Genomic DNA, 12,670 nt, shown 5'->3' with positions numbered 1-12,670 from the left:
ATCCTGTTTTTTGTTTGTATTTTATTGTCATATATTTAATTACACACCATTTACTTTGTTCTATCATTTATCCATATAAGTAGCAAGATAAAGGGTCGGTAACAAAATTACCTATTCATCACTTTTGGCTACAGGAATAACAAAACCACGTGCACCAACTGCTGCAATTAGCCCAGATAGAGACATATCCTCCGCTACCCAGAAAGTGGTTTTTTTAGCATTAGCAGGAATTTTCACTCCCTTTGCTTTCCATTGGCACACTGCAATCGCCCCTTCACATGGCGATTGTTGTTCATGTCCTGGCCTGGATTCAATGCAATTTAAAATGAAAGGACCTTTTTTTAAGGCTAATGCCGACCAATTTCCACTTTTCAATCGCGAAGTCCATCCAGCACTTGCGCCAGGATTCGTTACAGGATGAGTGATCCATAAATCTGCGTCAGTCAAATTATGTATAAAAAACAAGCTACTTGTTTTGGTTTTTAATGTTACTGACTCCCCTTGGACAGTTACCGCCTGACAACCCGAAGGTAAAGTAGATTCAGCTGTTGCATAAAAAGATAACAAAAGACAATACAAAAAAGCAAAAATTCTCATTTATCTTTTCTCCTCAAAATTATAACTTTATTTTTGATATATCGTTGATATTATCCTAAAACACAATCAAATTGTAATAAGGCTAGAGTGTTGAAAACTTTGCGTAATAGCCGCTTGAAATGGATTTAGAAGCACTTTTGGAGCATTATATAATTAGCCTCTATTGCTTGCCAACTTTGTTCATTTAAATCTCTCGTTAAGACTACTGATTTTTAATCAAAAAATCGTAACTAAAATTTGACAATAATCTTATCACAAACTAGATTCAAGATATAATTGCAAGGGATATGTGCCATGAAAATGTTGAAGCAAATCATCTTTTTAGCTTTATTGTCGAGCAACATGTTTGCATATAGCGCTACTATCACGGTAGGAGTTGGAAAGTTTGTCCCCCCATTTTCGGCAGCCGATACAAGTAATCACTATTTTGGATTTTGTATCGACCTGATTAATGAATTATGCAAGCGAATGAACGATACATGCGAATATAAATCAGTCATGAGTGAGGGTATTGAAGCGTCACTGACTAAAGGAATCGTTGACGTTACTTTAACGCCAACCCCCATTAGCCCAGATGTATCCTCCGAATATATTTTCAGCATGCCTTATATGACCAGTAGTGGGCAATTTATAACCAACAATCCAGACATAAAATCGCTCAAAGATCTTCAAGGTAAAAGAATCGGCATAATTGAGGAATCCAATTTAAAAACCACTCTTTTAAGCTACACTCCTATTGAAAATGTAAAAGAATTTTCAAAGCTTCCTGATTTAATAGAAGCCTTGAATAATAATGACATTGATGCCATATTGTTGAATGTAAATATCCTTAAGAACCTGATTAACAATCAAATAATTAATTTTCGGCTCGTTGGTAAACCGGTTAATCTTGGAAATGGCTATGGGTTATTAGCCCTTAAAAGAAACGCAGCACTCATTGATAAGTTCAATAAGGCTTTGTTACAAATAGAAAATGATGGAACTTATGAAGGGATATATAATAAATATTTTGGTAAATAAACTCGCTAAAATCAGCAACGAACTCTTCTTTAAAAAACTCATTTAGAATCTTTCGATTAGATATCGATATTTTTTAAGTTCAAATAATCCCTGTAATTTGACAATTAACTCCCAGCGACCTAGATTCAAAGTATAACCCAAAAAGAAGCTGGACATGAAACTTATCAAATATATCATTTGCTTCGCCTTATTAATGAGCAGTATCTTTGCTTACAGTAATACGGTGAAAGTAGGTATTGTGAAATTTGTTCCCCCATTTTCTTCAGTAGATACAAGCAATCATTACTTTGGCTTTTGCATCGACTTAATTAATGAAGTGTGTAAGCGCATCAATACGACGTGCGAATACAAGGCAATTGACCCAGACTCTATGTTAGACGAACTGGAAAAAGGAACGGTTGATATTTCTATATCATCAACCCCTATCTCTAATCATCTCCCCCCTGAATTCATCTTCAGTATCCCTTATTTGACAAGTCATGGACAATTTATAACGAACAATCCAAATATAAAAAAATTATCTGATCTTCAGGATAAGAAAATTGGCACACTTAAAGACTCTGATCTTCATAGAATCCTTAAACTTTATACCTCTGATGAAAACATTAAAGAATACGATCGCATTAATGATTTAATGGAAGGCTTTACAGATCACTCTGTCGATGCTCTGCTGCTCAATGTGGATATTTTGAAATACTTAACGAATAACAACCTTATAAATGGCTGGACAATAAGCAAGTCGATCAATCTCGGAAATGGATATGGGATTTTGACTCTGAATAAAAATGCAGAACTCATGAATAAAATCAATAAAGCCATACTAGAAATAGAAAATGATGGAACTTATGAAATGATCTATAATAAATATTTCGGTAAATAACGCAACAGCAGTTTTTTACGCTTTCTGCCCTATTCTTTTTCCCGCAAAAAGTAAGCCCATAAGAAACTCAAATTGTGACAAAATAAGGTATGGGTTAAACTGGTATTTATTTTATTAGACAGGATAACCAAATGCCAGATAGTATTAAGGTTTCAGAAATAACCAATCTCCATCAAAACTCCATTGCCATTTGGAAAACATCAGGCATAATCTTTCAACAGGAGGACTTCTATCGATTAGTTGAAGAAAACCATGCCTTTAATTTTCAGCTATGGCATGCTGAAGACCGGGCGCGTCGTGATGACTTGGGTTATGAGTTTGTATATCAGGCAAAACGCGAAATAGACCGGTTCAATCAATCACGTAATAATCGCATGGAAGCTATGGATGAATGGCTTTTCAAGTATTTACAACCTGCCGATTTCAATAATTGTCCTGTCAATTCTGAATCACCAGGTATGATTATCGATAGACTCTCTATTTTATCCTTGAAATCCTATCATATGTCCCTACAAACAAAGCGCACAGATGCAACCGAGGAGCATCGGCAAAACTGCTCTAAGAAGTTAATTATCATTCGCCAACAATTAGAACAATTATCTCAATGCCTTGGGGAACTGGTTGAGGAAGTACGAGCTAAAAAACGGACTTTCAGAATCTATCACCAATTTAAAATGTACAATGATCCTAATCTAAACCCAGAATTATACCGCCGTTAGAAGATTCAAATGAAGATAAATGGAATTCACTCTTTGAATGGGACATAGGTTTGTCTTGTGGGGTGGTTTTTTTAAGTTTTGAGCCAAAGAAGCCCATGTTTGCTACAGAAGGTTCATTTCTCGACAGGGAATCAGGCGCTTTTTTCTTGGAAGGTCGGCTTGATTCCCCTGGAGACTTGGTTTTTATGTCATCCGTTGACGACTCAACCACATCAGGTTGCTTCACATTACGCGAATTGACCTGCCCTAAAGGGGGACGTCCTAATCCTCGAGCCAAAGCACGAAGTCCAAGGACTAAAGAAAACAATACCGAATTTGCGACAGCCAAGGCACCGATCAGTGGTGTATCATGATAATGTCCTTCAGAATCGGCTTCTTGCAGTGGAGTTGTCGCAAAATTAGAAAAACTTTTACCCTTAGAAATGCCCGATGCCAATGAACGAAAAACTTCAAACCACTCTTGAAAAAAATATTGTGGTGATGGATCAAGAGCAAGGCCATCTTTTAAGGAGGCTCCAAAACTATCAGAAGTTAAAATTTCTGCAGTTTCTTCATTGGCCTCTATATTTTTTTTCATTTCTATTAACTGCTTATATGGATTCTCTTCCTCCTGTGCCTGTGCTTGTTCTTTCAGATGCTGGGAATGGGTTCTTAAGGTATACGCGGTAAATCCAGCCATTAAGACTAACCCGGAGATAATAAACGCAGCTAATAAAGCAGGCGGAAACGCTGTTGCGGTCACTAAAAATACTGAAGAGACCATAAATAAAATACTGGTCAACACTCCATAGGCATATAAACCATACTTCATTCCTAACAAACCAGCAGTCAAGTAGCTATGGGTTGTCTGATTTTTTAAGGTTTGGCGTAACGCTTCAAAATCGTCGAGGAGTCGACAGACTTGCGCTTTCAAACGCTTAATCTCAAATTTATCTTCAATGGTTTTATCTTTTTTTTCTTCTAAAGAAAGTAACTTCGCATAAGCAAGTTCCATTTCTTTAGTAACAAGCGCAAGTTGGCATTTGGTCTGGGTAACCATCAAACGCAATTGAAAATCATATTCTTCATAAAGTCGTGTAATCACACAGGACACCGCATAAACAGCACTAAGTATTGACATGGCAAGAAAAAGAGGGGGAGCAAGAATAGAAAGGCTGACTACCCCTATATAGAGATATAACCCGTCAAGCAAACCACCAATACCCACCGCCAGGTAAGCATGGATGCGTTCTTCTTCATCCTGATGGGCAATACGGGATAAATAATATTCGCGATCTAAAAATGTTAACGAGTTTAATTGCTGGATTTCAATTAAGAGCTCTTTATTTTGATTCATTTTCTTCTTGCGCGACTCAAGCATACCCCTTATCCAAAGTCGATTTGCTGCGGCAAAAACACCCAATACAAGCCCTACAGGAACCACCATATACTTAAGATCTGCCTCAGTAATGATGCCCATGACTTGTATGGCACTTTTCCAGCCTTTATATGCGTTTTTCAAGCCTTTCATTACATCTCTAAAATAAGGCCAAGCACTTGCAATGAATTTTTTAACTGGATTTTTTTCTTCGCCATCATAAACACTTGCTAACAAAGAAAAAGAAACTAAAAAGAGTGCTTCCGCTGAAGCTGCAGCGATTCCTTCAGGTGAGGTTAATATATCATGCATCACATCAGGATTATTATTGGGCATGCATACTTCAAAAAACCATTTAAGCATGCTGTAGGAGGAACTGAGAGAATCTAAAATTGCGTAGGCATGATAAACATATCGATTCTTATCGAGTTTTTGCGCCAGAAGCCTGCCTTGCGCATCGATGCGCCCAGCAACAGCTAAAAGGAAAATAAGTTCTTTTGATTTTGGAGCTGAATCTTTACTCTTACGGGACATGCTTACACGCAGAGAGACCATCGGTTAAGATGGCGCGGATTATATGTATAATTGCTCTTCATGTCAATAATACTTTCATCCTGTGCCAAAAAAATACAAATTTATTGGCCATTGTTCATGATATCACACTCAAAAAGCACAAAAAATATGTTGTAAACATACTTACGGTTGTGACTTAAGCTGTAAAACCTGCTACGATATCGCACTAAATAATAAAAACAACTTAGGAAAGATGATTAAATGAGATCAACACTTGCTCTCTTTATTTTTGTGTTATTAATGACTGGACCTGTTATGGCAACAAATGAAGCACAAATTTATGGTTATGTTGAAAAAGTATCTTTTCCAGAAAAGAATTTGATTCTATCAGCAAAACTGGATACTGGAGCTAAATCAGCATCATTAAATGCAACCAATATTACCGAAATTACCAAAAAGGGTATACCCTATTTACGCTTTACGGTGCCTACTAAAAACGGGGATTATCAATTTGAAGCAGAATATAAAGGCCGAGTGAAGATCAAAGTTCGTGAGGGAGAACACGGTTCAGAAATATTAGCGCATGCACCCATTAAACGCCCCGTGGTACTGCTCAGTATGCAACTTGGCGATAAGGTAAGGACAATTAAAGTCAACTTAACCAATCGTAAGCGTTTTCTCTATCCTCTTCTATTAGGAAGAGATGCAATCATTGCGTTTAATGGCGCAGTTGATCCTGCTCTCACTTTTACTTTAAAAAAGAAATAAGAGTCTTAAGAAGCAATGAAAAACAATACACGTCACGTTTATGGACTGATATTTACCTTATTGATTTTAGGAGCAGGGATTTTTTTATACAGGCATTTAGTACTTGATGTTCCCTTAACAGATACTGAAACCATAAACAGCTGGATGGTAGAGTCCAATTTACGTTTTGTTGCAGAACCGAATACGCCAATTAAAGCGAGCTTTAATATTCCTTATTTACCCCCTCATTTTGCTATTCTTGATGAATATTTTGTCTCAAGAAACTATGGGGTTACAACCAATTTAAACGGTGATAATCGAGAAACAGTTTGGGCAATAAGACGAGCGAGTGGTCAACAATCCTTGTATTACAGAGCCATTTTCCGGCAAACGGAAACAAATGAATCACCATTAGGGACACCACCAGCGGTAAAATCCCAGCCTCTGGAGGAAAATCAAAAATCAGCAGTAGAAACTATTACCAACCAAGTGAGGCAATCTTCTGCAGACATAAAAACCTTTGCGCAAAGCACAATTAAAGAATTGAATAAAAAAGATGGTAATGCCAAATTATTAACAGGTAATAACTTTGATGATGGGCATATCATTAGCGCCGCAACCCTTATTTTAAATCAGTCTAAAATTTATGCGGTTCCTGTTAAGGGAATTTATTTATCCCAAAAAAGTAAAGCCGATTTAAATTCATTCCTAGCCGTTTTTAACGGAAAAAATTGGATTTATATCAATCCCAAAACAGGTGGGGCAGGATTGCCTAAAGATTTCCTTATTTGGCAATATGGAAATGAACCTGTTTTTGATGTTGTTGGAGGAAAAAAAGCCCAATTTACTTTAACGGTTTCCCCTACTCCTATCAATGCATTAAGTATTGCTAAATCACGAGGATTGCAATCAGATTCACAATTATTACGTTTCTCATTGTTACAACTTCCAGTCAATGTCCAGGCAACTTATAAAATCTTATTAACTGTTCCTATAGGCGCCTTTATTATTTTAATCCTGCGTAATTTTATTGGGATTAAAACCTTTGGAACTTTTATGCCCGTTTTAATCGCATTAGCATTTAGGGAAACTCATGTGGTCTGGGGAATTTCCTTGTTTGTTATCATTATTTCTTTCGGTCTATTGGCGCGCTTTTACCTAGATCAATTAAGGTTGCTTCTGGTACCAAGACTTGGGGCGATTCTTACGGTTGTCATTTTATTAATGATTTTTATTAGTGTGCTTAGTCAAAGCCTGGGACTCGATGCCGGGTTGTCTGTTGCCTTATTCCCTATGATCATTTTAACAATGACTATAGAACGAATGTGCATTACCTGGGACGAGCGCGGTGCTTCCGAAGCGATAAAATCTGGTATTGGAAGCCTGGTCGCCGCAGTCATCTCTTACTGGGCAATGAGCTATGAACCATTACAATATTTGATCTTTGCTTTTCCAGAATTGCTTTTGATTTTATTAGCTTTGATTTTATGGTTTGGACAATATAGAGGCTATCGTTTGTTCGAATTAAAACGATTTAAATCACTCGCGAGACATGTAGAATGATTGCCCTGTTTCGTCGTTTAAAAAATCATGGGATTTTGAGTATCAATCAGCGCAATACTGATTTTGTATTGCGATATAACCCTAGAAAGTTATTTCCTTTGGTGGATGATAAATTAAAAACAAAAAAATTAGCTTTAAAAGCAGGAATTGCTGTACCTCCTTTGTACGATATTATTGAAACAGAACAACAAATAAAAACCATCGAAGAACGTTTGGCTCCTTATAATGATTTCGTAGTAAAACCAGCCCGTGGTTCTGGTGGTGATGGTATCTTGGTTTTTAAGGATAAAGTTTACGGGCGATATCGGCAAATTAACGGTAAATTAATGACAACCCAGGAGCTTAGCTATCATTTATCCTGCTTATTATCAGGTGCATATAGCCTTGGGGGTTCCTCTGACTATGCAATTATTGAGAAACGTGTAGTTGTTGATCCTGTATTTGCTGAAGTCAGTTATGAAGGGATTCCCGATATCCGAATTATTAGTTTATTGGGTTATCCGGCGATGGCTATGGTGCGGCTTCCGACTCGATTATCGGGAGGAAAAGCTAATTTGCACCAAGGAGCTATTGGTGTAGGGGTCGATATGGCTACTGGAAAAACTCTTGGTGGTGTATATCACAATGACATCATCGATTATCATCCAGATACCTTGAATTCAATAGTAGACATAGAAGTACCTTATTGGAATAAAATACTCGAAATAGCTTCCAGCTGTTATGAATTAACCGGGTTAGGGTACCTTGGCGTTGATATAGTACTTGATAAAGACCAAGGCCCTTTGATGCTTGAACTGAATGCACGTCCAGGATTAAACATCCAAATTGCAAATAGAGAAGGGGGGTTAAAAAGGTACCGCACTATTGAAGCCCGTTACCACCAATTTCCCCAGGAGTCTGTCGCAGAAAAAGTAGCCTTTAGTCGCGAGAGTTTTTCTCGTTTAAAATGACAAATGATACTCCCTATAATTCTTCATGGCGTCAACCCCATTTTATTAGCATTGTGCACGCGGAGTAACCTTTTGTTTTTCTTTATTACTTTGATAAAACAACTTCCCAAAGAAATCCTCGGTTAATAAATTTAACCGAGGAAATACCTTCGCTGTTTTTACCTAGGATTTGGGCTATCACCTTGCTTCTCAGGTATTACTTTCGATATATTTTCAATCTCGCCTCTTTTTGGAGTAGATAAAGAATCAAAAAAACCTACTTTATTGGACTTTATCACTACATTTTTTTCTGGAATGGGTGTATTTTTAGTCCAACTATCTACCAGACCTGTAGCAAGCTTTTGTACATACCCAAACAAAGAAACATCCGTTTGCGGTATCACTTCAGGCTTGCTTCGTTTTGGCAGAGTAAATCCCGGAGTTAAAGGGTAACCATGGATATGAACGTTATAGGCCGAATTTAGTAGATGGATATTGGGAATATTGCTGGAAATCGCTGCATCAACACTTGAGTACTTACCTTCATTTCCAATCAATGCATGAGGATCAGCACAATTAGTTACCGCATTAATATATCCTGGTACAGGTGCTAAAGCATCTTCAACTCGATCAGTACCCCACTCCAGATTTAATCGCCTACACTCATTTTTTATTGCCTTGAGAATTATCCCATATTGATTTGCAACTTCTGGGCTTGCATTATCTGGTACTTGAGCACTAAAAGGTAAATTCAAGCGCCTAACCTTTCCGAAATTGGTATCAGAAGGGTAGCTTTCCAGAGCAGACAATATGCCTTTTAAGCGAGCTAATTCAACTTGTGCAAGACCATCATTTTGAAGTGCAGTGAGAGGATAATTAAAATCAAGATCATAAAGACCCGCACTAAAAAAACCCATTCCTGCTTTAAGAAATTTAAAGTTAATTGGGTTTGAATCTTCTGAGAGCGTGTGACTGTAATTAACCAAACCTGCCAATGCCTGATGAAATTCATGCATAATTCCCCAACGCACACCATCTAAATCAAGCACACCCCGCACTCTTAAGTCGCTATCCAAGCTAGGCCCCCATTGCAATTCCAATGAATTTTCTTTAGATGGTTGATCTCTCCTTTCAACACCATACATCTGAAAAAACATATCATTTTGCCATGCAGCATAGTTCTTAGGTAATTTTTCAATCTCTGAGTCTTGAGGATAAAAAAACATGCCACCTGTATTTCGCAAATCGCCCTGCCACTGAAGTCCAATTTGATCAATAACAATTACATCTTCTGGTTTAGGTAATTCCTCTACCTTGCGGCCAAAGCCATATGCCTTGGTTGCTGTAACCTTACCAACAACCGCCGATCCTTTAACTAAACATCGAATACGTGCAATCTGGTCTTCGGTCAGGAGCCCCCCGTATAAGCTACAATCCATAATACCACTGACATTACTGCTTTCATTGCGTGCTAAAAATTGTAAATGTCTCACAGTAAATTCAGTTGGATGTTCGGGAAACCGTTCCATCTCTTCTGTGAAGGGATTATAGAATTCTTGTCCACATAAGCTACTTTCTTTAATGATTGCCTGAAAGCCCTCCAATACACTCTCTGGATAATAAGCAACGACTGGATATTCTTTATCTGTAACATCAGGTTTTGGTTTGCCAACCGCCGATCGAGTTAATTGGATATTAAAGACACCTGGTTTAGCTGGATTCGGAGTTTCCGTAAAATTAGGCATTTAGTTTTCCTCTTGCGTATAAAATGATTAAAAAGCAGACTTCCAATAAAATGATCCATATGTTATCATTTAGGCCAATATGTAGTCAAAAAAAGATGCCCTATATATAATGCTCTTCGTGCTTAATATATCCGGTTAACTTTTCATGGTCTATATTTAAACTTATTAATTATTTTTTAGCGCTTTAATATGTCATATACAAAAATTGAAAGTGGTCTTCTTTTGGCCTTGGATTATCCTAAATTAGATGAGTCAGATTTCATTTTACTTTCCTCCAAGCTTATTGAAAAAAAACTAGGTAATCATAAAAATTATCCTGCCTTTTCGAAACAAATTCAAAAACACTATTTGGAACTGGAATATAAAGAAGCTATAGAAAATATTTTAAGGCTGTGTCAAGAGAATGAAACACTATTAGGTTCAAACGTTGTTCAACGTTTGATAACTAAAGCCTCCCAGATAACAAGTGCCCCTAAAGACAATGAAAGTCGACGATTTTATGAAGTCTTGTATGCAGAACATCTTGAATCCATCTTGAGAAATGATTTTGATTGTTCCATTTTTGATGATTTAAACGAAGCATATAACGAAGTAAGGCCTGAATACACAATCAATGATCTCACCAAAATTAATACTTTTGAAGAAGCACGAAAGCTAGTTTTAGCATTCGTGATGCTTAATGATAACGTCGAACTAGGCTTAAAGGATCAATCACCAATCTATAAGAAAAAAGATCGCTCCCGAGAAGAGTTAGGACAAGTACTAACAGCCAATCCTGGTATTATGAAACCAAATTCTCCTAATTTTTTGGATAATACAGTCCCGATTAAAAAAATAGATAAAATAGTCATCGATGAGAAAAAGGCTGCTGGCTACTCAAAATCAAATCCTCAAGTCCCTTTTGTGGCTTCATTATCAGGCACAACTTACTCTTTAGTTGTGGTGCTACAAAAATATATGGAGAAACATAAAGCAGATCCAAATCTTGAGAAAAAAATAAATAACATCATAATGTTATGGACTTCGGCATACATTAAAGACGGTTACCACAGTTATAATGAAGTCATCGATATCTTTAAAGACTCGCACATTCAATCCATTTTTGCCCAAGCAAACATTAAATTGGATTATGCGATTATTGATGACACCGCCCATGAATTTCATAAAGCTCAAGAATATGCTCAAGGAATTGCCATAAAATCAATGATGCATCAAGAGCTAGTTCAAAAAGCTCAAGAGAAAAACATGCGCGAAGAAAAACAAAGACAAATGCTCCACTATTGTGGCGTACTTATAAATCAACTAAATCAAGATCCTAAAAGTAAGGAAAGATATCCTGAGCAACTTAAATCACTTGATGAGCTCTATAAAAGTTGGAACAAAGGAATAAAAAAGAACAAGGAATTTAAAAAGGAATGTGCGCAAATATGTACTGAGATTCAAATTAAAGAACAAAATACCCCACTCTCATTTTCAGACTTTCTCATTAAAGTTAAAAATTTTTTTAGTCGCTTAATTACGTCAGGATTTCGTAAAGATGTATTTGTCGAACCTGTCAGCGTGGCAATGGATATTGCAACTAAGCTTAAGGACGCTGTCAAGGAAATGCCTGATAGTCCATGCCCTAAAAAAGTGCCCCTCATTAAAAAATCTGGTTCTCAAGCGATTCAATCTGAGGTTAAGCATTTCTCGTCCCCTATAAAAGAAGTACAAAAACAAGCCAATGAATTAACGTCTCAATTGACTCAAGATCCAATAATAAAAATAGAAAAATCGAATGATAAGCCTCATATGAATTAGAACCTATCCGGAGAATCGGTGGCATAGCCTGACCCAGATCGGGTTTAGATTGTATTTGACCACCAAAAACATCTGAACAAGACTGAAAATTACCTGATTCAGAAAATTTCATGAAAAAATAAAGACAAATTCCGTAGCGAGGCATACCTATCCATTGGAGGCTGAATTTTCTCCTTTATCAGCCCATTCGATATAAGATATAAATAAATTGCATTGCATAAATACAATACTTAGTGTTTAAATGATAACAATCATATGCTGAAGCAGAGTATTTAAATGGGAAAAAATATATCTTCGAATGAACAGCAGAATTTTGAATCATTTTTTAACGATATCCTCTCCTATTCATAACAGGGAGGAGATGAAGGAGGCTTCTTTGCTTTGTAAAAAAACCAATGACATTCCAAATCCCATTTTCGATTATTATCATGCACAAATTCTTGCTACCCCGGCACGGCTCATTAAGCACCAGACCGCAGAAAAAAAGTAGGTTGCGGAGGGCATGTAAAAGAATCCAGTGAGTTAAAGGAGGCTCTCTCCAAATATGGGGAACATTTAGAAATTTTAACTTCTAAATATTGGGAATCAGTGCCCATAACAGAGATTAATCCAGATTTTTTAAATGCAACTCAACGCTACGAGACCATCCCCGCTGATGATCTTCAAAATGGAGAAGTGGAGCTCCAAGGAGGAAAAGAAAATGTATCTGAGAGCCCATCCGATAAACACCCCTATACCCCATGGGTCCTATAATGAGATAATGGATTCGCAATAAATGCGTGGCATGACGAGCTCCTAAT

The 12,670-nt window shown here is 37.0% G+C and carries 12 protein-coding genes; 9 read left to right on the top strand and 3 right to left on the bottom strand.

Translation table 11 applies throughout. The features are described from left to right. Positions 1–111: 111 nt before the first annotated feature. Positions 112–597 (bottom strand): hypothetical protein, encoded by a 486-nt coding sequence (locus EKG34_RS05175; protein ID WP_003634114.1) that lies wholly within the window; start codon positions 595–597, stop codon positions 112–114. A 294-nt stretch (positions 598–891) separates the two neighbouring features. Between EKG34_RS05175 and EKG34_RS05170 the strand changes: the two genes are divergently transcribed. From EKG34_RS05170 to EKG34_RS05160, 3 genes are all read left to right on the top strand, one after another. Next, positions 892–1,617, top strand: coding sequence for a transporter substrate-binding domain-containing protein (locus tag EKG34_RS05170; protein WP_003634112.1), 726 nt, complete (start codon positions 892–894; stop codon positions 1,615–1,617). A gap of 154 nt (positions 1,618–1,771) precedes the next feature. Beyond that, on the top strand, positions 1,772–2,497 hold the full coding sequence (locus EKG34_RS05165) for a transporter substrate-binding domain-containing protein (protein ID WP_003634110.1): 726 nt from the start codon (positions 1,772–1,774) through the stop codon (positions 2,495–2,497). Between the two features lie 131 nt (positions 2,498–2,628). Further along, complete coding sequence (locus EKG34_RS05160; RefSeq protein WP_003634108.1) at positions 2,629–3,216, top strand: DUF4254 domain-containing protein; 588 nt, start codon at positions 2,629–2,631, stop codon at positions 3,214–3,216. Here EKG34_RS05160 and EKG34_RS05155 read toward each other — a convergent pair. After that, positions 3,185–5,107 (bottom strand): hypothetical protein, encoded by a 1,923-nt coding sequence (locus tag EKG34_RS05155; protein ID WP_003634107.1) that lies wholly within the window; start codon positions 5,105–5,107, stop codon positions 3,185–3,187. The genes EKG34_RS05160 and EKG34_RS05155 overlap by 32 nt on opposite strands. A 240-nt stretch (positions 5,108–5,347) precedes the next feature. On the opposite strand from EKG34_RS05155, the gene EKG34_RS05150 reads away from it, so the two are divergent. Genes EKG34_RS05150 through EKG34_RS05140 form a run of 3 tightly spaced genes read left to right on the top strand, consistent with a single transcriptional unit; the run spans position 5,348 to position 8,346 of the window. Next, positions 5,348–5,854 carry an ATP-dependent zinc protease family protein gene (locus EKG34_RS05150; RefSeq protein WP_003634105.1) on the top strand — a complete coding sequence of 169 codons (507 nt, stop codon included), beginning with the start codon at positions 5,348–5,350 and terminating at the stop codon, positions 5,852–5,854. 15 nt (positions 5,855–5,869) lie between these two features. Further along, positions 5,870–7,396: an inactive transglutaminase family protein gene (locus EKG34_RS05145; RefSeq protein ID WP_003634103.1), complete on the top strand. Its 1,527-nt coding sequence runs from the start codon at positions 5,870–5,872 to the stop codon at positions 7,394–7,396. Next, positions 7,393–8,346 (top strand): alpha-L-glutamate ligase-like protein, encoded by a 954-nt coding sequence (locus tag EKG34_RS05140; protein ID WP_003634100.1) that lies wholly within the window; start codon positions 7,393–7,395, stop codon positions 8,344–8,346. Before EKG34_RS05145 ends, EKG34_RS05140 begins: the two co-directional genes overlap by 4 nt. Before the next feature lie 158 nt (positions 8,347–8,504). Here the strand turns inward: EKG34_RS05140 and EKG34_RS05135 are convergent, their stop codons facing one another. Then, positions 8,505–10,070 carry a hypothetical protein gene (locus EKG34_RS05135; RefSeq protein ID WP_012979536.1) on the bottom strand — a complete coding sequence of 522 codons (1,566 nt, stop codon included), beginning with the start codon at positions 10,068–10,070 and terminating at the stop codon, positions 8,505–8,507. A gap of 189 nt (positions 10,071–10,259) precedes the next feature. On the opposite strand from EKG34_RS05135, the gene EKG34_RS05130 reads away from it, so the two are divergent. From EKG34_RS05130 to EKG34_RS18175, 3 genes are all read left to right on the top strand, one after another. Next, positions 10,260–11,870 carry a hypothetical protein gene (locus EKG34_RS05130; RefSeq protein WP_003634092.1) on the top strand — a complete coding sequence of 537 codons (1,611 nt, stop codon included), beginning with the start codon at positions 10,260–10,262 and terminating at the stop codon, positions 11,868–11,870. A 361-nt stretch (positions 11,871–12,231) separates the two neighbouring features. Next, positions 12,232–12,360 (top strand): hypothetical protein, encoded by a 129-nt coding sequence (locus tag EKG34_RS18820; RefSeq protein ID WP_003634090.1) that lies wholly within the window; start codon positions 12,232–12,234, stop codon positions 12,358–12,360. Between the two features lie 98 nt (positions 12,361–12,458). After that, positions 12,459–12,623, top strand: a complete 165-nt coding sequence (locus EKG34_RS18175) for a hypothetical protein (protein WP_003634088.1) — start codon at positions 12,459–12,461, stop codon at positions 12,621–12,623. Positions 12,624–12,670 lie beyond the last annotated feature (47 nt).

This window comes from Legionella longbeachae (assembly GCF_004283175.1).
GTDB lineage: Bacteria > Pseudomonadota > Gammaproteobacteria > Legionellales > Legionellaceae > Legionella > Legionella longbeachae.
Note: the sequence above shows the minus strand (reverse complement) of the source record. Positions and strands in the feature narration are given on the sequence as shown.